This is a genomic window from Chryseobacterium sp. C2(2020), from assembly GCF_014218915.1.
Taxonomy (GTDB): Bacteria; Bacteroidota; Bacteroidia; order Flavobacteriales; family Weeksellaceae; genus Chryseobacterium; species Chryseobacterium mucoviscidosis.
In genome coordinates this window covers 1-18,337 of the sequence record NZ_JACLCT010000044.1, presented here as the reverse complement: position 1 = coordinate 18,337, position 18,337 = coordinate 1, and the positions used below count along the sequence as shown (strand labels likewise).

The window sequence follows — 18,337 nt, the reverse complement described above, 5'->3', positions numbered from 1 at the left end:
GAATTTTTTAAGCCTTCGCAATATTCAGAATCACTTCCATCGCTTTCTCCATGCTTTCCAGAGCCACATATTCATACGGTCCGTGGAAATTGATTCCTCCTGCAAAAATATTCGGACAAGGAAGTCCCATGTAAGATAACTGCGCTCCGTCTGTTCCTCCGCGGATTGCTTTAATCTTTGGTTCGATTCCTGCTTCTTTCATCGCTGATGCGGCAAGATCTACGATGTGCATTTTTCCTTCAAACTGCTGCTTCATGTTTCTGTACTGCTCTTTAATTTCAATTTCGGCAGTTCCTTCGCCGTGTTTTTCGTTAAATTCAGCTACTTTTTCTTCCATGAATTTCTTTCTTGCCTCAAATTTATCAGCATCATGATCACGGATGATGTATTGCAATTTAGCCTCAGAAATATCTGCATTTAAGTCCATTAAATGATAAAAACCGTCAAAACCTTTAGTGGTTGCAGGCGTTTCATTGGCAGGAAGCATTTGTGCAAATTCAGAAGCCAGTAAAGCGGCGTTAATCATTTTTCCGTACGCATAACCCGGATGAACGCTCAATCCGTGGATTTTTACCACTGCTCCAGCCGCGTTGAAGTTTTCATATTCCAGTTCGCCAACTTCTCCGCCGTCCATCGTGTAAGCAAATTCTGCCCCGAATTTTGCCACATCAAATTTATGTGCTCCTCTTCCGATTTCTTCATCAGGCGTAAATCCAACCGCGATTCTTCCGTGCTTGATTTCCGGATGAGCCATTAAATATTCCGCAGCCGTTACAATTTCTGCACAGCCTGCTTTATCATCGGCTCCAAGAAGGGTATTTCCGTCTGTGGTAATTAAGGTCTGACCGATATATTTTTTTAAACTTTCAAATTTTGATGGCGATAAAGTAAATCCTGTTGTCTGATTCAAAACCAGATCTCCTCCGTCATAATTTTCCCAAACCTGCGGTTTTACATTCTCTCCGCTGAAATCCGGTGAAGTATCGTAATGCGAAATAAATCCGATAGTCGGTTTGTCATTATTCTCAAGATTAGAAGGAACGTATCCCATGATATAACCATTTTCATCGATCGATACATTTTCAAGACCTATCGTTTTCAGTTCTTCCGTGATGTAGTTGGCGATATTCCACTGTCTTTCTGTAGATGGAGTGATTTCGCTTTCTGCGTCGCTGGTTGAATAGATTTTTACGTAATTAAGAAAACGGTTCAGTAGCTTTTCTTTCCACAAAGGGCTGAATTCTATTGCGCTCATTATATTGGTATAAATTTCCTGTAAAGTTAGCAAATTTGATGCTCAGAATAATTTATTTGTGACCGAATAGAAGCTGTTGAGATTATTAATATGATATAAAATGCTGAAAATCAAAATAATGATTGCTTTGTTTTAATCTTAGATAAACTTGTTTAGTTTTATTATATTTGAGAAAACCTAAACGTAAAAAATGTTTCTTACAGAATGTCCGCGTGATGCAATGCAGGGGTGGGGAGAATTCATCCCGACTGATAAAAAAATAGATTACATCAATTCTCTTATGGATGTGGGTTTTGATGTTCTGGACTGTCTGAGTTTTGTTTCTCCGAAAGCAATTCCGCAAATGGCAGATTCTGATGAGGTGGCGGAAAACATCGATAAATCCCGATCCAATACCAAAGTTTCCGCGATTGTCGCCAATTACAGAGGAGCTGAAAAAGCATTAAAACATCAGTCGGTAGACATTATCGGCTTTCCGTTTTCCATTTCCGAAACTTTCCAGCACAGAAATACGAATAAAAATCAGGAAGAAGCTTTTCAGGAGATTATTAAAATGCTGGAACTGGTAAAAAATGAAAACAGGCAGCTAAATATTTATTTTTCAATGGCTTTTGGAAATCCTTACGGCGAAATGTGGAAGTGGGAAGAGGTAGATTTCTGGGCTCAACGATTTTCTGAAATTGGCGTTAAAGAGATCTTACTTTCTGATACAACGGGAGTGGCAACGCCGGAAACCATTTCTCTTTTGTTCGGAAAAATTCCTTCAAAATATCCTGAAATAAATTTCGGAGCACATTTCCATAACCGTTATGAAGATTCTTATTCTAAACTGAAAGCAGCCTACAATGAGGGTTGTAGAAGGTTCGACAGTGCCATCAAAGGAATTGGAGGCTGTCCGATGGCGAAAGATGATCTGGTGGGAAATATGCCGACAGAGCAGGTGATCAACTTTATGAGCGTAGAAAAAGCAGATCATAAGTTGAATCTGCTGAACTTTGAAAGTTCTTACAACAAAGCGAAAGATATTTTTCATTTTTGAGACAAGTTTTCTTTTATTATTAATTAGTATGACTTCAAAAATTACATATATTGGAGATTTGAGATGTTCAGCAGAGCATTTACAATCCGGAACTCTTATTGAAAGCGATGCGCCGACAGATAATCACGGAAAAGGTGAAAAATTTTCTCCCACAGATTTATGTGCAACTTCTCTGGCAGAATGTGCACTTACAACCATTGCGATTTTAGGCAAAGAAAAAAAGATTAACATTGATGGTGCTTATTGTAATCTTCAAAAGATTATGAAAGGCGAACCAAGAAGAATCGGCGAAATTGTTTGCAATTTTGTGTTTCCGAATTCTTATTCCGACAAAGAAAAAGCTTTTATAGAAGAAACAGCGCATAATTGTCCGGTTGCGAAAAGCCTTCATCCGGATTTGGTACAGACCATGATTTTCATTTATCAATAAAATAATAAGCCGTAGAAATTTTCTGCGGTTTTATTTTTGTTGAAAACTTCTATAATATTAATTTAAACCAAGCAAAAAATGTCACCAATCATCTCACCTTCAGAACTTAAAAATCTTCCAACAGAAAATCTTATCATTCTTGATGCAAGAGTGGGAAAAGACGTTTATCAAAATTATCTGAATAAGCATATTAAAGGAGCGAGATTCATCGATCTGGATAAAGACCTTGCTGAAATCGGGGAGAATGCTGCTTTTGGAGGAAGACATCCGCTTCCGGAAATTAAAAAATTTGCAGAAACAATTTCAAATCTTGGAATTTCAGAAAATAACCATCTTGTTATTTACGATGATAAAAACGGATCAAACGCAGCGGCAAGAGCATGGTGGATGCTGAAAGCTTTCGGTTTTGAAAACGTTCAGGTTTTGGATGGCGGTTTTCACAATGCAGAAAAAGAAGGTGTTGAATTTTCTTCCGGTGAAGAATCTTTCGAAAAAGCTGGATTGATCCAGAAAGAAAACTGGACTCTTCCTGTCTCAGATCTGGAAACCGTTGAAAATGAATTAACGAACCAATCGTCAATGGTTGTAGATGTAAGAGATTCATACCGTTACAGAGGCGAGTCTGAGCCGATTGATCTCGTTGCAGGACATATTCCCGGAGCGATCAATATTCCTTTTTCTGAAAATCTTGATGAAAACGGAAACTTCCTTTCACCGGAAATTTTAAGAGAAAAATATTCAAAATTGCTTGAAGGAAAACCCGAAAATCTGATCATTCATTGTGGTTCCGGAGTAACGGCCTGTCATACCATTCTGGCTTTGGATTACGCAGGATTCAAAATCCCGAATCTGTATGTAGGATCATGGAGCGAATGGAGCAGAAGAGAAGGGAAAGAAATTGCCACAGAAATATAAAAGCTTCCACAGACCGAAATCTGTGAAAGCTGAAGTGAAGGGTTGGTTAATAAAAAGGTTAATTTTTCATTCTATTTGGTGACAGCCAAAGCTTCAAAATAATTTTTAAAGGCATTGATTTCCAGTGCGAAAACGCCGTCGTTTCCAATCATGTTAATCGGTCTCCAGAAACTTCCGTCGAAAAAGCTGATAAGTCCCTGATAAGAATTCAAACCATTCGGTTCGGTAACTCCCCACGGATTTCTCAGGATGATGTAGTTCTTTCCATTGAAAGTAGACCATCCTAAAACCGTATAAGCGTGATTTCCAACGATATTAGATCCGGTATAATCTTTTCCTGATCCGTAAGTCCATGCAACCATCGGATTAATGGTCTTGCAGCTCATTGAGTTTTCTCTTACAACGCCAAAAAGATCAAGCGCAGTTCGTGGTGAAGTGTAATAATAATACGGTGTTTTGTTTGTAAGTTGTGCAACAGCTTTTGCAGGATCTCCGAAAGCCGTTTTAGAAATATCCGGTTTATCGTCATTTACATTCGTGATCCATTTGGCAAAGGCTTTTTCATAAACAGCCGGCCAGATTTCTCCAGCATCGTTGCTTCGGCAATATACAGGATTGTTGTTGGAAGAGTTAATGATCGTATTATCAGTAACTTCCACAAGTCTTGTTGCCGCATCTTTTCCTCCGCCTTTCGTGAAAAACTGAATGGCGTTGGTACGGTCTGTTTCTCCGGTTCCGGTGGCTCTCACTTTATGCTGAATAGTATAAGGATCTGCCCATGCAATAGCAGAAATAGCAGCAATAAAATAACAGTTGGCTACTGCACCCTGAATCGGGTCATTGTATTCCGTAACGTCGTTGAAGAAATTTCCTCTGTCGCTCCATGAAGTTCCGGCGGGAGTCCATCCGTTGGCATTCGTCATTCCGAAAATGATATTTCTAATAGACGGAGAGATCAGCTTATTGCTAAAAGTGTTGTTCAGTTTTGGAATGTTTAAAACAACTTTTACTTCACCCTTATCCAGTCTTGCATTTTTTACGACAACCTTATTCAGATCTTTTACTCCGGTGCCGGATAAGTCATTCAGGGTTTTAATCGTCGAGAGATTTACGGTTTCCAGTTTATCTGTTGCTCTTACTTTAATATCTTCGGTTTTTAAAGCTTTTACCGTGTTGTCGCTGTTAAGTTCAAGTCCGGCATAAAGAGGAGAATTAAATTTGATGTCGAAAAGTTCTGCATAATTGGTTTCCAGGGTTTCTTCAAGAATCTGGTACGATTTTGCGTCTTTCCAGTCGAATTTTCTTCCTGTGATGGCTTCTGTAAGTGCGTAAGGATTAATAACTCCTACAAACAGTTCTTTAGGTGCTTGGTCCATGATAATTGGTTTTTAAAGGTTAAGGTTAGAATTAATCTGGTTAATGAAATCGGGATGATACAGATATAAAAACCGGTTGAACAGAGAAATTCCAAAATCATCATTGGGTTCGATCATGATTTTTCTTGAATTCACCTCAATCATTCTCTGGCTTCCTCCCACCATTGCCGGATCTTTCACAGAATCCTCTATTTTGCTGATTAAAGAAAGAAGCTGAAGAAAAATTTCTGTATTGAATTTTCTTTGTTCGGATACAATCATTTTTTCATCCGCGTCATATCCTCTGAAGAGTTTAAGATCTGCATTTCCGTCCTGTTCTGAAAAGACAATCTGATATCGGTAAGCATACTGTGGCGGAACACTTCCGTTATTGAATGATACGATGAGGGTATTGGCTTTCATACTGTTGATTTCTGAAACCAAAATTATATCAACTTAATAATCTGAATGTTAGGGTTTATACGAAATGTATATGGGGAAAAAACGGAAAATAAAAAAAGCTGCTTCAAAATGAAACAGCTCATTATTTTTTAATGGAAAATTGCTTAAAGAAATAAAATTTTAAAGCATTCCAAGCTCAAATTTAGCTTCTTCGCTCATCATATCTTTATTCCAGCTAGGTTCGAAAGTAAGTTCTAAGTCTACGCTTTTTACATTTTCCACTTCACCAACTTTATCTTTTACCTCCTGCGGAAGCGTTTCTGCAACCGGACAGTTGGGCGTCGTTAACGTCATGATAATTTTTACGTCCGCTTCATCGGAGATCTGAACATCATAAATTAACCCCAATTCGTAGATGTCTACCGGAATCTCAGGGTCATACACGGTTTTTAAAACACCGATGATTTCCTCACCGATGTCAGCAATCTGATCGTCTGTAAATTTCATTTTTTAATCTAAATTGATGTACCTTTTCAACAAATCTTCCTGACGCATACGCCGGAAAACATTCGCCAAAGTTAAGACATCTTTTTCACAATAGTCAACTATTCTTTGCAAGTCTTTTTCTATGTAGTAGATTGATGAAACCATTGAGCCGTCGATATCGTCTTTTGGAGTCGGTATTCCGAAAACATGAGCCAGCAATTCCAACGATACAAAACTTTTGTAATCCCCGAATTTCCAAAGTTCCATGGTGTCGATATGCGGAATTTCCCAAGGCTTTTTTCCGAACATCTGAAATGGAGTAGGAGGCATCATTCCATTAATTAAATATCTTCTGGCAATCCACGGAAAATCGAATTCCTTTCCGTTATGTGCACATAAAATGACATCGCGAAGTCTCGGACTGTTAAAAATTTCACCAAATTCCAGAAGCAACTTCTTTTCATCGTCACCCGCAAAACTTTTGATCTTCAGCGTATCATTCTTTTCGATCATTCCGATGGTTATGCAGATAATTTTCCCGAATTCTGCCATAATTCCGGCTCTTTCCACATAAAATTCTTCAGGAGAAACCTCATCTTTTCTCTGGAATCTCGTTTTTTTATCCCAAAGCATCTGTTCGGCTTCCGATAATTCTTCCCACAATCCGAATCCCGGAACCGTCTCGATATCAAGAAATAAAACTCTTTCTAAAGGAATATTTTGTATCATTTTTTACTTCTTCGTAATTTGTTTGAAACTAAACCTCACAGGTTTCAAAAACCTGTGAGGTTTTTCTATATTCACAGATGTTTTTGAAAACTTATCCTACCTGCATTCCGTTCTTTGCCGGCAATGATGGAGTTAAAAGGGTAACATCTTTTTTATTTTCACCATAAACGCCCAAAACCAGACATTCGCTGAAAAAATTGGCGATCTGTTTTTTAGGAAAATTAACGACAGCCAAAATCTGCTGACCAATTAATTCTTCTTTCTGATACAACGAAGTGATCTGAGCGGAAGATTTTTTAATGCCTAAATCTCCAAAATCTATTTCGAGCTGATAAGATGGATTTCTTGCTTTCTCAAAATCATTTACAGAAACAATGGTTCCGCAGCGAATGTCTATTTTTTCAAAATCCTCCCATGAGATTTCAGGTTTCATCATTATGATAATGTGTTGATTAATTGTTCTACTTCAATTTTCTGTTCAGCATACTTTTTCTGCAGTTCAGAACCTTCGCCCATTCTTTTGTAGTATTCGAGTGCTTTATGAGCAAAATCTTTTTTATAAAAATTGGATACTTCAGGAATCTGAGGAAAAACCTTATGAAAAAGCATTTCGTAATACGCCTGAAATTCTCTTTCGCTTTTATCTTCAATAACGTGTCCCGGAGCTTTCTGCCGTACATGCAGCATTTCGTGGGCGATTAAATTTAAAACCAGATTCAGATCAAAATCGAATAAATTTTTAGGAATCATTACTTTTTGCGGGCTTCCTAAAACACCTTCTGCTGTTAAGACAAGAGAATTCGGGAAAACCTCATCGCGAAGACCAAATCCTTCGAAATTGTCGTGTTCGAGATTGAAGGAGCGGATAATGTATTCTGCTGCATCAATAATCTGGTCGTGTTCCCTGTAAGCTTCTAAATGTAAAGCAACCTGTTCGAAATTCATCTTTTAAATATGTTTTAACAAATGTATTAAAATCGAAAGATTATCAAGGTTTTTTGCTAAGGAAAATATCAAATGAAGACGAAAATAGTAACGTGGGTTCAATATAAAACAATACAAAACATCAATAGGAATGGCTTTAGCCAATTTTGATTCAGAATCTTTACATTGAACTCAGTAAAATTAGAGGATATTCAAAAAAAATCCCTCAATAAATCTGTTGAGGGAAAATATGATCATTGATGATTTTATTTTTTAATCCACCATTGGCTGTCCTTTCTGTCGGAACGTTTCACGCCGTTGTCTAAAGTATAGGCAAAACCAACTCCCAACGTCTGTTTAAGCTGTGTTTTCTGAACCTGATTGTGGTCGTACATTACATCCACTGTTATATTAGACGATATGAATTTATTAACCTTTAAATTCAAGATCATTCCATACGCAAGAACCAATCTTTCCGGATGATCCAGATAATTGGAGAAAACAGATGCTGTATTGGTAATATTAACGTTCTCCATCAAATTGAATTTATAATAAGCCGTTCCCAGAAAACCATATTGTAAAATCGAGGAATCTCCGTCTGCTTTTAAACCGTAATTTCCTGCAAGCTGAAGATCTTTATCCAGCACAAAAGCCCATCTCGCGTTGCTCGGACGAAGGGTAACATTTACGTTATCATTCGGTCTGTACGTAATCCCCATCCCGACATTCAGATAACCGGGAGCCATAAAATTAGATATTTTTTTTGCTTCAGGATTATTTCCGTCCTCATAACCCGCAGAAAACTGAGAAATCAGACCCGCTCCTACAGAAAGATACCAGCTTTTTGAAAACTTCCTTCCGTAATTTGTGGAAACATTAATAACGTCCTGAGTTTTTCTTACACCAACACCTTTCGTATCATTTTGTCCGTAATTCAAAAGAATGATGTTTTCCCAAAGATCTTTATCTTTTTCATACGTGATGTTATAATCCAGTGCAGCAAGCCATCCCACATTGTTGGCTCCTCCACCTACCCAGTTAGAAAATGCCGCCTGATTAATCATCAGCGACTGTTTTCCTAAAACCGACCAGTGTTTAACGGTATCTACTTTAATGGCTGCGGTGTCTGTAATAACAACCTGTGCATTGGCAAAAATTCCCAGAGAAAGAGAGAGTGTGAATAAAAACTTCTTCATGAGTTCAGGATTTCATTATACAAAATTCCTTACAAAAATATTAAATATAATTTTTATGAATGTAAAACCAGCTTTAAGAAGTGAATGTGATCAGGCTTTTATCCGGTTTTTGAAGTCGTTTTTTGAAGTTTTCAATGACAAAATTAAAAGGAATTCCTTCGAAAGCCGTGAAAATCATTACTTTTTGGCTGAAATAAATTTCTGAAGAGAGATTTCATCGCCAATTTTTCCGAAATTTATCCTTGGCTTTTCATTTGACGTAAAATCTTCATGTTAAAAAACAATATAATTTCCAAAAAAGCGCTGCTTTATCCTTTGCTTATGCTTGCAGCAATGTGGCTGGGTTTCTTTTTACAGATGCAGGGCTTTTTTCAGAGCTGTTTCGGGGCGATCATTCCATTGTTGCCGGAAGGCTTGCTGGGAATTATAACGTCACCTCTTTTACACGGTAATCTCGAACATATTGTGGGAAATTCTATCCCGATCGCGGTGCTTATGTTTTTGCTGTACCAGTTTTATCCTTTAGTTGCCAATAAAGTGTTTATCACGGGCTGGCTTGCTACAGGATTTTTGGTTTGGCTTCTTCCGCCTATTGATATCATGACGGGAGATTATCTTTATACCTGTACCATCGGAGCGAGTGGAGTAGTTTATGTTCTTGCATTTTTCCTTTTTTTCAGCGGAGTTTTTAAATGGAATATGAAATTGCTTACGATTTCTCTGTTGGTCGTTTTGTATTATGGAAGTCTGATCTGGGGAATGCTTCCCGAAGAACTGTTTTCCAATCTTCAGGAACCCAGCAAAATTTCATGGCAGGCGCATCTTGCAGGTGGAATTGTAGGCGTAATTCTGGCTCTTTTATTTAAGAAAGTAGGCGATAAAAAGAAGAAGTTCATCTGGGAATTTCCAAATTATTACAGCGAAAAAGATGATAAACTCTGGCAGCAATATAAAGAAAATCATCCCGAAGATTTTATGGAGCTGCCTTACAAAAAGAAAGACGATATCTGGGAAAGACTGGATGAACTGAGAGGGAAATAATTTTAAAAAATTTCTACATTTGTGAAAACAACACAAATGTATTCTGAAGAACATCTTTATTCCATTGCTCTGCGCGAGTGTAATTTAATCGGAGATATTAATTTTTATAAGCTTGTCCGTATTTTCGGAAGTGCCAAAAATGCCTGGGAAAATACCAAAAAAGAATACAAAAAGCTCGACGGATTCGGATCTAAAATAATTTCGGACATCGGAAATCCTGCTCATTTGAAGTTTGCTGAAAACGAACTGAAGTTTTGTGAGACTAATCAGATCAAAATTAATCTAAGACATCTCCATGATCTTCCCAAACTTCTGCACGAGTGCGACGACGCACCTGCTGTTCTTTACCAAAAAGGACATTTTGACGGTGCTAAACCAATAATAAGCATGGTAGGAACAAGAAATATGACTTCCTACGGAAAGCAGTTTATTGAAGAGTTTTTTAAGGAAACGTCTTCCGGTAATTTTATTTCGGTGAGCGGTCTGGCTTTAGGCGTTGATAAAGAAGTTCATGAGCAGTCTATTCTTCATCAGGTTTCTACGGTTGCGGTTTTAGCACATGGTTTCCACACATTGTATCCTTCAAAAAATAAAAAATTATCGGAAAAAATTCTTGAAGAAGGAGGAGTTTTATTTACAGAATTCAATTCATCTAAAAAGCCGGACCGCGAGAATTTTATTCAGAGAAACAGAATTGTTGCTGGAATTTCTCCTGCGACAGTTGTGGTGGAAACAGCTTTTGGAGGCGGTTCAATCAGCACCGCAACGTTTGCCAATCAGTACAACCGCGAAGTATTTGCGCTTCCCGGAAAGATTACAGATAAACAGAGTCAGGGCTGTAATCATCTGATTTTTCAGAACAAAGCTTCGGCAATTTCCACGATAAAAGATCTTGTTGAAAATTTAGGATTTAATCATCCGGAGAGCAGAACTGAAGAATTATTTCCATGCAGTGAAGTTGTTGTTCAATTAACTGAAAATCAGAGTAAAATATTTAAAATTATTGTCGAAAATCCACAAATTTCTTTGGACGATCTTGCTGATAAAACAGACCTTTCTTCACACAAAATTTTGCCTGTAATTTTAGAATTGGAGCTTTTAGGAAGAGTAAAATCATTTTCAGGGAGACAATTTTTAGCAATATAACAATTAACGATTTCTTAATATTGCATTATTTTAAACATAACATTTAATTTTTAATAAAATTAATGATTGAATTGCTGATTTAATAATATTAAGTCATTATATTATTAAATTTTCAACAATTGTTATTTAGGGTGTTGTGAATCTTGAAAAAAAAATTAAATTTGTTGGCAATAATATTCAACCCTAATATATGGAACAATATAATATTGACCAGAAAATCCAAGAATTTATAGCTAAAATTGAGGCAAAAAACCCTAATGAGCCAGAATTTTTACAAGCAGTAAAAGAAGTTGCGGTAACTGTAATTCCGTTTATCTTAACGAAAAAGGAATATACGGGAATGAAGCTTCTAGAAAGAATGGCGGAAGCTGAAAGAATTATCATCTTCAGAGTTCCATGGGTTGACGATAAAGGAGAGATCCAGGTAAACAGAGGTTTCAGAATCCAGATGAACTCTGCGATCGGACCTTACAAAGGAGGAATCCGCTTCCATCCTACCGTAAACCTTTCTGTTCTTAAATTCTTAGCGTTCGAACAGGTGTTTAAAAACTCTTTAACAACGCTTCCGATGGGAGGAGGAAAAGGAGGTTCGGATTTCGATCCTCAAGGAAAATCTGATATGGAAGTAATGCGTTTTTGCCAGGCTTTCATGACGGAGCTTTGCAAACACATTGGTCCTGAAACAGACGTTCCTGCGGGAGACATCGGAGTAGGAGCAAGAGAGATCGGATATTTATTCGGACAATACAAAAAAATCAGAAACGAGTTTACGGGAGTTCTTACAGGAAAAGGTCTTGCGTACGGAGGTTCATTAATCCGTCCTGAAGCTACAGGATACGGTGTTGTTTACTTCGCAGAGCAGATGCTTAAAACGATCGGACAGACTTTCAAAGATAAAACGGTAACGGTTTCAGGTTTCGGAAACGTAGCTTGGGGAGTTATTAAAAAAGTAAACGAACTGGGAGGAAAAGTAGTAACGATTTCCGGACCGGACGGTTATGTGTATGATAAAGACGGAATCGACGGAGATAAGATCGATTATCTGTTGGAATTAAGATCTTCCGGAAACAACAGAGCGGAAGATTATGTGAAGAAATATCCTTCTGCAGAATTCTTCGCAGGAAAACGTCCTTGGGAAGTAAAGTGTGATGTTGCGATCCCTTCTGCAACCCAAAACGAATTAGACTTGGAAGATGCTAAATTGTTGGTGGAAAACGGATGCGTTTGTGTAACAGAAGCAGCAAACATGCCTTCTACACTTGATGCGATCAACTATTTCTTAGACAATAAAGTATTGTTCTCTCCGGGGAAAGCTTCAAACGCGGGTGGTGTTGCGACTTCAGGTCTTGAAATGACGCAAAACTCAATCCGTCTGAATTGGACTTCTGAAGAAGTTGATGCAAGGCTGAAAGAGATCATGATCGGAATTCACAAAGCGTGCAGAGACTACGGAAAAGAAGAAGACGGTTATGTAAACTACGTAAAAGGTGCCAATATCGCCGGATTCGTGAAAGTTGCTGAAGCAATGTTAGCTCAGGGAGTAGTATAAAATACAAAGGTTGGGAAAATTCCCGACCTTTTTTCATATAACCTGTTCCCGGGATTATAAATGGGAAAAAAGTAAAAAGTGAAAGGAGAAAGCGTTGATTATTCAGCGCTTTTTTTTATTTTTAACGCTACGTTCGAAAGGTCTTGTTTTCGAATGATGTGAATATTTTTCGATCGTAAAGGCATTTCATTAAGCTAATGATAATCATTTTAATTCAGATGAAATTAACATCTTCATGTCATTTCGACATAGGAAAATCTATAACGTCTCAACCAAAGACAGATTCTTCACTTTGCTACACTTCGTTCTGAATGACAATAAGAACTGCCAAAAAGTGAAAAATCATTACATTTAATTCATGAAAAATATATTTGAAAATATTGATGAATATATTGCTTTGTCACCTGAAATCAAGGATAAATTAGAAAGTCTCAGAAAGCTGATTCTTTTGCAAAATTCTGAAATTGAAGAGTATATTGGCTATCAGATGCCCGCTTTCAGATACAAAAATAAACCCTTGGTGTATTTTGCAGGGTATAAAAAACATATCGGATTTTATCCCGGAGCAGAAGGAATAAAAGAATTTAAGGCTGAATTTAAAAAAAGCAATTATAAATTTTCAAAAGGAGCCGTACAGTTTCCTGTAAATGAGGGTCTTCCTGAAGAATTAATAAAGAAAATTGTTCAGTTCAGACTTGAGGAAATAAATCAAAAAAATCCTGAAAAATGATTCAGGATTCTCTTTATTTGCATATCTATTATTCATTCAAAATTTGATATCATGTTAAATACAACTTTCGTACAAAATTCATGATCTCTACTTCTTTTAACTTGATTTATAATTATTTAAGATAAATTATACTGTTTGATATTTAAATAAAAAAATCCTGAAACATTACATTTCAGGATCTTCTTTCTACTTCTTAAAAATTTAAATACTTACTTCGACTTTTTCTTCTTGGATTTCTTTTCTTCTTTTATATCGTCTGTGGATTTGGTGGTGTCTGTTACAGGTTCTGTATTGGCATTTACAGTGGTTTCTGCGGATGCTGTTGTGGCGGGTGTTGTTGCTTCAACAGTGGCAGTGGTGCCTGTATTTTGGTTTTGGCTTGACGTTCCGGAAGTTGTCTCCCAGTTGGTGGTTGCCTGTGAATTCTGTTGGGTCTGAGTGGTCGATGGATTATTAGAATTTGTGGACGAATTTTGTTGATGTTACCGTCTGAGCCGATACTGCGATTACTCCGACTAATGTAAACGCTGCTGTTAAAACTAACTTTTTCATAATATTAATATTTAAATGGTTGTTTAACTTAAACGCAGCTGTTTTATCTAATATTATGTGTGAAGTCTTTATTTAACGGACTTTATAATTATTTAAGACGGATTTTGAATTGTATATTATTTTCCTAAATTTTTCATAATTCGCTCTACAAATTCGTACGCAGCAGGACAAATAACAGTATTTTTAATCATTAAATTATTGATCTGGTAGATCTTTTTTCTGTCGGTATGAGGATATTCTCTGCACGCTTTCGGACGAACCTCATAGATGGAGCAGGTATTGTCTTCATTTAAAAAAAAGCACGGCAAATTCTGAAGAACTTTATCATTATCTTCATCTACACGCAGGAATTTTGCTTCAAAATCGGCAGGTTTCATGCGAAGATGCTTAGAAATTCTTTCAATATCCTTTTCGGTATAAAGCGGTCCTGTAGTTTTGCAGCAGTTGGCGCATTGCAGACAGTCTATTTTTTCAAAAACCTCTTCATGAGTTTCCTGAACGATATAATCCAGATTTTTTGGCGGTTTCTTTTTCAGTCCGTCGAGAAATTTTTTATGCTCTTTCTGCTTTTGTAAAGCCTGTTTTTTATAAAATTCTAAATCCATTTATTCTTCTTCTTCCATGAATACCGGAAGTTCTGCTTTTTGATAATCACTTATTTTATCCAGATTCAGCACCGTGGAAAGATTATCTTTATCAGGATAATACATCGGGGAAAATTTTGCACCGTACACGATTTCTTTGGTTATATAAGAAGTTCTCTGAACCACCGTATTGGAAAAAACCTCATCAAAAGCACGGATATGCACAATAATTTCAATTCCTGTATTTTTAAAATCCTCTTCTGAAAATCCATAAAAAGGGGATTCTTCATCAATTTCATGAACAATTGTCCAGTTCAGAGCCAATGTATTGATTTTGCTGAACTGCGTTTTCAACTGATAAAAATTACTTCTCGGTGTACCGTTTTCTACCACTTCAATAGCCGTGGTAATAACAACTTCGGCGTCTGTTAGCGCATTATTTTTATAAGGTGCCAGTCTGAACATCAAAGCTGAAGTTTCTTTAAATGGTGCGATAACGGCAATTTCAGAAAATTTCAGATATGCTCTCGGTCTTGAGAACCTCCCGTAGAAAAGTCCCGTTGCAATGGCAAAGGTAAGCAATCCCAGAAAAGCTTCAAAGGTAGCGACAAGACTGGCTGTAAAACCTACAGGAGCAATTCTTCCGTATCCTACTGTTGTAAAAGTTTGGGAACTGAAGAAAAAAACATCAATAAATTCATTCACAGGATTGCTTTTATCAATTCCTGTTAAATGTTCTACTCCGATAAGATAATAGATTAAAGCAAAAAATAAATTAACCAGAATATAAGCAATAACAAGATAGGAAATGAACTGAAAACTGGACAGTTCCAACATCGTGTGGTACCAACTGTATCTGTTGAAAATATTCACCCCTTTTCTGTTGACGTTCGGAAGACCATCTTTGTTGATAAACCTTCCCGAAACATTGCTGCCAAAACCACTGTTTTCGGTGTTTTTCTGCTGAATTTTTTTTCTGAATCCCCGTGCCATTTTTATATCATTTTGTTTTTACTTTTTCTGTTGATTCTAAACCTGAAAAATAAACTGATTTATCAATTCGAATCAAAATCAACATACAAAGATAAAATAATGTTGTGATGAATTTTGTAAAAGGATGGATGAAAATTTTTAGCTAAAATATGAAAATTTCAAATGAATTTTAACACCAGAAAGCAGTTCACGGAATACATTAATTTTCTTCTAAAAAAAGCTAAAAAATAAAGTAACAGCATTGAGATTGCCTAAAAATGATCCTTATGCAAATAAAATAAAGGTTACAGCTTTGAAGCTTCCCCAAACAATTATTCCTGCAGCTGATAAAATTGTTGAGATGCGTAGAAAGTATGAAGCTTATCTAAAGTACGAAACAGATGGACATTATAGTACTGTGTATTTAGTTTGTCTGATGTTAGGGATGGATTCTAAACTAGCACAACAATTAGCAACAGCAACGGAAGCTCCGGATACCACAATGCATAGTGCAAAGAAGTATGAATTAAATGATACTTGGGCTAACAGATTTCATCAATTAAATACACATTCTTTAACCAATGGCTTTCATGGCTCAGATGAATTAATTACAGCGTTATTGTTTTTATATACTGAAGTTTCTGACATAAATGAATTAGGGAGGTTACTGCACCGTTTTGGAGATACGTATGCTCATACTGAGCTTAATAATACTGAAGACTGGGAGAGTGTTAAAAAGGTGGATTTAAATGAGCATACAGAATCATAGGCTTATAAAATTAATGAAGTTGTGAAGGAAGGAGGTTTCAAATTTTTAACTTCGGAAGACTTACAAAAAAAATATTTAGATGGTAAAACATTTAAAGAATATTTAGATGAAGTTTACTTGAATAATAAAATACATCCAAGTGATACATTTAAAATGTATGGTGATGTAAATGGGTTTATTGGTTTTTTTTTGGTATCACCACTGAACATGCAATGACACCAGATGCTTCTACACTGGATTATATTTATATCAGACCAAAATGGTATTTGGCATATGTTGAAAATTTAGCATATTTAATAAGCTTCAAATTTGGATTAGATATAGGAGGTTTTAAAAAAGAGTTTGCTTTATTTGAAAGAATGGTTAATTTTGTGAAGAAGATGTCTTGCTCTCTGAAAGGAATTATTGATTTTGAAATAGCAAAACGTTTAGGATTTAATCAGTTTTTTGTTCCTGTTTATTATGCTTCAGGGGATAGAGCTGCTGCAAGTGTTGATAGTGTGAAGACAGATTATTTACAAGTGGCTAAAGATATTGTGCGAGATACAAAATCATATTTAAAAGAACAAAATATTTTGGAAAAAAACATAATTGTTACAGAGATTTTTAATCCAAATATATTACTTATTAATAAAAATGGTTTTTTCAGGACAGAGGCTTTTCAAATAACAATTATAAAATAAATTCATGATGTTACATTTTTCAAAGCCAATTATTTTAATTTTATTATTATGCTTTATTGTTGGATACAAATACTTATTTATTGATCAATGTAATATTAGATTTTTAGTAGGAATTGTAATTCTCTTTTCATCTATAAGTTACTTTGAAACTCAAATTCGACATTCGAATGGTCATGGAAGTGTGATTATTTATATATTTAATTTTATTTTTCATACTATACACAATTTCAACAATCTCTCTATACTGGAAGAAATCTAAAATCATTAGTGTTTTGATTCCAATTGGAATCTACATTTTTTATTTAATTTACGTTTTTTTCTTTTTCGAGTTTGCCAAAATTTATGAAAAAACAGTTTTATATTCTTTGTTTTTTCTTTTTTCCCAATTTACATTTACAATTATTGTAAAATATTAATTAACAGTAAAAAGGTTTAAATTGCAAAAATCAGTAGCACAGACCAACCTTGTTTCGGTTTGAATTGACCACCAATTATCAAATGTTCTGATTTCTGAAAAGTCATTGTATTACTGACGAACTAATGCTCAATTCAAGCCGAAATTACAGGATCCCTCAAAAATAAAACAGAAGTAGCTAATATTGCTTTGCTATTTTCTAAAAACAAATGAGAAAAAAACAGTTTTTATTTATTTTATTGATCTTGTCAGCAGGCTTTACTGCTTATTTCGGATATATTTACTTTTATTCAAGTGACATTATAGATTACGGATTATATTGTGGCGATGGATTTACAGAATGTTATGAGGTGGTAAAAAGATGGATTAAAATCCATACAATAATCCTGGCCATTATTTATATTATTTTTTTCTTGGTGCAAAGAAAAAATCAGCATGTAGAACAAGAGATTGACTTTTGGACACTTTTGCTAATTTTTGGTATAAATATATTTCATTGGAATGATATTAACTCTTCTTGGGGGATTTTAGCATTACCTTTAAATAGTTTTTTACTTCTTTATTTTCTATTTTTTAGAAGTAGTTTAAAAAAATATATTTATTTAAGCATTCTTTTTTATTTTTTGATTTATTTAAACTTAGTATATAATATTTCTGAACTGTTTTACTACAACCAGAAATATAACAGCTATGAGAATTACTTATATATTTTTAATACCTTATTATTGCTTGTATTTTTAATTCTTAGAACTAAAGATTTATTGAATCTAAAAAAATAAAAAAATAATACAATGATTACAGACGAATATTTTATCGCCGAAAGTTATATGACGGTAAAAATGGTAAAAGAAGTAATGGCAGAATTTACTTGGCCCGTCACTTATAGTGTAGAAAAATATAATGAATACCATATTAGTCTTAAGTTTCCACTCTGTGAAATAGATTTGTACAATGTACCCGAAGATGGTGTTAATGTGTCCTTTTTGACTTATGATGGCGGAAAAACATTAAATGCAGATGAAATAGACATTATTGGCTTTATAGATAACCATGATCCCAAAAGGGATTATGCAATTGAATATGGAACAGGTGGATGTACTAATTTAGCGTCCAGTTAAAGTTAAGCATAAAACCTTAATTTTAACCTATGAAACGAGAGAGAAAA

At 35.5% G+C, this 18,337-nt stretch carries 23 protein-coding genes; 13 read left to right on the top strand and 10 right to left on the bottom strand.

Translation table 11 applies throughout. The annotated features are described in order from the left end of the window. Nucleotides 1–7 precede the first annotated feature (7 nt). On the bottom strand, nt 8–1,255 hold the full coding sequence (gene pepT / locus H6W52_RS18480) for a peptidase T (protein ID WP_116099055.1): 1,248 nt from the start codon (nt 1,253–1,255) through the stop codon (nt 8–10). A gap of 190 nt (nt 1,256–1,445) precedes the next feature. Between pepT and H6W52_RS18475 the strand changes: the two genes are divergently transcribed. From H6W52_RS18475 to H6W52_RS18465, 3 genes are all read left to right on the top strand, one after another. Next, nucleotides 1,446–2,294 carry a hydroxymethylglutaryl-CoA lyase gene (locus tag H6W52_RS18475; protein WP_116099056.1) on the top strand — a complete coding sequence of 283 codons (849 nt, stop codon included), beginning with the start codon at nt 1,446–1,448 and terminating at the stop codon, nt 2,292–2,294. A 28-nt stretch (nt 2,295–2,322) separates the two neighbouring features. After that, on the top strand, nt 2,323–2,724 hold the full coding sequence (locus tag H6W52_RS18470; protein WP_076394022.1) for an OsmC family protein: 402 nt from the start codon (nt 2,323–2,325) through the stop codon (nt 2,722–2,724). Nucleotides 2,725–2,802: 78 nt separating this feature from the next. Further along, on the top strand, nt 2,803–3,639 hold the full coding sequence (locus tag H6W52_RS18465) for a sulfurtransferase (RefSeq protein ID WP_116099057.1): 837 nt from the start codon (nt 2,803–2,805) through the stop codon (nt 3,637–3,639). A gap of 71 nt (nt 3,640–3,710) precedes the next feature. Here the strand turns inward: H6W52_RS18465 and H6W52_RS18460 are convergent, their stop codons facing one another. The 7 genes from H6W52_RS18460 to H6W52_RS18430 all read right to left on the bottom strand — a co-directional run bounded on the left by H6W52_RS18460 (nt 3,711) and on the right by H6W52_RS18430 (nt 8,731). Then, nucleotides 3,711–5,015, bottom strand: a complete 1,305-nt coding sequence (locus H6W52_RS18460) for a C2 family cysteine protease (RefSeq protein WP_116099058.1) — start codon at nt 5,013–5,015, stop codon at nt 3,711–3,713. A 12-nt stretch (nt 5,016–5,027) separates the two neighbouring features. After that, nucleotides 5,028–5,417: a hypothetical protein gene (locus tag H6W52_RS18455; protein WP_116099059.1), complete on the bottom strand. Its 390-nt coding sequence runs from the start codon at nt 5,415–5,417 to the stop codon at nt 5,028–5,030. Between the two features lie 159 nt (nt 5,418–5,576). After that, on the bottom strand, nt 5,577–5,903 hold the full coding sequence (locus tag H6W52_RS18450; protein WP_076394014.1) for an SUF system Fe-S cluster assembly protein: 327 nt from the start codon (nt 5,901–5,903) through the stop codon (nt 5,577–5,579). 3 nt (nt 5,904–5,906) lie between these two features. Continuing rightward, complete coding sequence (locus H6W52_RS18445) at nt 5,907–6,611, bottom strand: 3'-5' exonuclease (protein WP_116099060.1); 705 nt, start codon at nt 6,609–6,611, stop codon at nt 5,907–5,909. A 91-nt stretch (nt 6,612–6,702) separates the two neighbouring features. Next, nucleotides 6,703–7,050, bottom strand: coding sequence for a tRNA-binding protein (locus tag H6W52_RS18440; protein ID WP_116099061.1), 348 nt, complete (start codon nt 7,048–7,050; stop codon nt 6,703–6,705). Further along, complete coding sequence (locus H6W52_RS18435) at nt 7,047–7,556, bottom strand: hypothetical protein (protein WP_185216887.1); 510 nt, start codon at nt 7,554–7,556, stop codon at nt 7,047–7,049. Before H6W52_RS18435 ends, H6W52_RS18440 begins: the two co-directional genes overlap by 4 nt. A gap of 245 nt (nt 7,557–7,801) precedes the next feature. Then, the gene (locus H6W52_RS18430) at nt 7,802–8,731 is read right to left on the bottom strand and encodes a DUF3078 domain-containing protein (protein WP_116099063.1); all 930 of its coding nucleotides are present in this window, start codon (nt 8,729–8,731) and stop codon (nt 7,802–7,804) included. A 270-nt stretch (nt 8,732–9,001) separates the two neighbouring features. Between H6W52_RS18430 and H6W52_RS18425 the strand changes: the two genes are divergently transcribed. From H6W52_RS18425 to H6W52_RS18405, 5 genes are all read left to right on the top strand, one after another. After that, complete coding sequence (locus tag H6W52_RS18425; RefSeq protein ID WP_116099065.1) at nt 9,002–9,772, top strand: rhomboid family intramembrane serine protease; 771 nt, start codon at nt 9,002–9,004, stop codon at nt 9,770–9,772. Between the two features lie 36 nt (nt 9,773–9,808). Further along, a complete protein-coding gene (gene dprA, locus H6W52_RS18420) occupies nt 9,809–10,918 on the top strand; it encodes a DNA-processing protein DprA (protein WP_116099066.1) in 1,110 nt (369 codons plus the stop codon). Nucleotides 10,919–11,108: 190 nt separating this feature from the next. Beyond that, nucleotides 11,109–12,467: an NADP-specific glutamate dehydrogenase gene (gene gdhA / locus H6W52_RS18415; RefSeq protein ID WP_116099067.1), complete on the top strand. Its 1,359-nt coding sequence runs from the start codon at nt 11,109–11,111 to the stop codon at nt 12,465–12,467. A 358-nt stretch (nt 12,468–12,825) separates the two neighbouring features. Then, nucleotides 12,826–13,197: an iron chaperone gene (locus H6W52_RS18410; protein WP_116099068.1), complete on the top strand. Its 372-nt coding sequence runs from the start codon at nt 12,826–12,828 to the stop codon at nt 13,195–13,197. A gap of 264 nt (nt 13,198–13,461) precedes the next feature. Beyond that, nucleotides 13,462–13,635 (top strand): hypothetical protein, encoded by a 174-nt coding sequence (locus H6W52_RS18405; RefSeq protein WP_157967263.1) that lies wholly within the window; start codon nt 13,462–13,464, stop codon nt 13,633–13,635. Nucleotides 13,636–13,865: 230 nt separating this feature from the next. Here the strand turns inward: H6W52_RS18405 and H6W52_RS18400 are convergent, their stop codons facing one another. Both H6W52_RS18400 and H6W52_RS18395 read right to left on the bottom strand, forming a co-directional pair. Then, a complete protein-coding gene (locus tag H6W52_RS18400) occupies nt 13,866–14,354 on the bottom strand; it encodes a YkgJ family cysteine cluster protein (RefSeq protein WP_116099070.1) in 489 nt (162 codons plus the stop codon). Then, nucleotides 14,355–15,326, bottom strand: a complete 972-nt coding sequence (locus tag H6W52_RS18395; protein WP_116099071.1) for an ion channel — start codon at nt 15,324–15,326, stop codon at nt 14,355–14,357. It abuts the gene before it with no gap. 247 nt (nt 15,327–15,573) lie between these two features. Here H6W52_RS18395 and H6W52_RS18390 point away from each other — a divergent pair, with 247 nt between their 5' ends. The 5 genes from H6W52_RS18390 (at nt 15,574) to H6W52_RS18370 (ending at nt 18,290) form a co-directional block, all read left to right on the top strand. Continuing rightward, nucleotides 15,574–16,074: a hypothetical protein gene (locus tag H6W52_RS18390; RefSeq protein ID WP_123891995.1), complete on the top strand. Its 501-nt coding sequence runs from the start codon at nt 15,574–15,576 to the stop codon at nt 16,072–16,074. 21 nt (nt 16,075–16,095) lie between these two features. Beyond that, nucleotides 16,096–16,290, top strand: a complete 195-nt coding sequence (locus H6W52_RS18385) for a hypothetical protein (protein ID WP_116099073.1) — start codon at nt 16,096–16,098, stop codon at nt 16,288–16,290. Next, a complete protein-coding gene (locus H6W52_RS18380; protein ID WP_185216885.1) occupies nt 16,287–16,757 on the top strand; it encodes a hypothetical protein in 471 nt (156 codons plus the stop codon). Before H6W52_RS18385 ends, H6W52_RS18380 begins: the two co-directional genes overlap by 4 nt. 624 nt (nt 16,758–17,381) lie before the next feature. Next, entirely contained in the window at nt 17,382–17,951 is a 570-nt protein-coding gene (locus H6W52_RS18375; protein ID WP_116100176.1) for a hypothetical protein, read from the top strand. 12 nt (nt 17,952–17,963) lie between these two features. After that, nucleotides 17,964–18,290, top strand: a complete 327-nt coding sequence (locus H6W52_RS18370; protein WP_116100177.1) for a hypothetical protein — start codon at nt 17,964–17,966, stop codon at nt 18,288–18,290. Nucleotides 18,291–18,337: the final 47 nt, after the last annotated feature.

Bases quoted from the DNA above. Each gene is read 5' to 3' on its own strand.
- pepT (WP_116099055.1), bottom strand. From the start codon at position 1,255: ATGAGCGCAATAGAATTCAGCCCTTTGTGGAAAGAAAAGCTACTGAAC.
- H6W52_RS18475 (WP_116099056.1), top strand. From the start codon at position 1,446: ATGTTTCTTACAGAATGTCCGCGTGATGCAATGCAGGGGTGGGGAGAA.
- H6W52_RS18470 (WP_076394022.1), top strand. From the start codon at position 2,323: ATGACTTCAAAAATTACATATATTGGAGATTTGAGATGTTCAGCAGAG.
- H6W52_RS18465 (WP_116099057.1), top strand. From the start codon at position 2,803: ATGTCACCAATCATCTCACCTTCAGAACTTAAAAATCTTCCAACAGAA.
- H6W52_RS18460 (WP_116099058.1), bottom strand. From the start codon at position 5,015: ATGGACCAAGCACCTAAAGAACTGTTTGTAGGAGTTATTAATCCTTAC.
- H6W52_RS18455 (WP_116099059.1), bottom strand. From the start codon at position 5,417: ATGAAAGCCAATACCCTCATCGTATCATTCAATAACGGAAGTGTTCCG.
- H6W52_RS18450 (WP_076394014.1), bottom strand. From the start codon at position 5,903: ATGAAATTTACAGACGATCAGATTGCTGACATCGGTGAGGAAATCATC.
- H6W52_RS18445 (WP_116099060.1), bottom strand. From the start codon at position 6,611: ATGATACAAAATATTCCTTTAGAAAGAGTTTTATTTCTTGATATCGAG.
- H6W52_RS18435 (WP_185216887.1), bottom strand. From the start codon at position 7,556: ATGAATTTCGAACAGGTTGCTTTACATTTAGAAGCTTACAGGGAACAC.
- H6W52_RS18430 (WP_116099063.1), bottom strand. From the start codon at position 8,731: ATGAAGAAGTTTTTATTCACACTCTCTCTTTCTCTGGGAATTTTTGCC.
- H6W52_RS18425 (WP_116099065.1), top strand. From the start codon at position 9,002: ATGTTAAAAAACAATATAATTTCCAAAAAAGCGCTGCTTTATCCTTTG.
- dprA (WP_116099066.1), top strand. From the start codon at position 9,809: ATGTATTCTGAAGAACATCTTTATTCCATTGCTCTGCGCGAGTGTAAT.
- gdhA (WP_116099067.1), top strand. From the start codon at position 11,109: ATGGAACAATATAATATTGACCAGAAAATCCAAGAATTTATAGCTAAA.
- H6W52_RS18410 (WP_116099068.1), top strand. From the start codon at position 12,826: ATGAAAAATATATTTGAAAATATTGATGAATATATTGCTTTGTCACCT.
- H6W52_RS18400 (WP_116099070.1), bottom strand. From the start codon at position 14,354: ATGGATTTAGAATTTTATAAAAAACAGGCTTTACAAAAGCAGAAAGAG.
- H6W52_RS18395 (WP_116099071.1), bottom strand. From the start codon at position 15,326: ATGGCACGGGGATTCAGAAAAAAAATTCAGCAGAAAAACACCGAAAAC.
- H6W52_RS18380 (WP_185216885.1), top strand. From the start codon at position 16,287: ATGACACCAGATGCTTCTACACTGGATTATATTTATATCAGACCAAAA.
- H6W52_RS18375 (WP_116100176.1), top strand. From the start codon at position 17,382: ATGAGAAAAAAACAGTTTTTATTTATTTTATTGATCTTGTCAGCAGGC.
- H6W52_RS18370 (WP_116100177.1), top strand. From the start codon at position 17,964: ATGATTACAGACGAATATTTTATCGCCGAAAGTTATATGACGGTAAAA.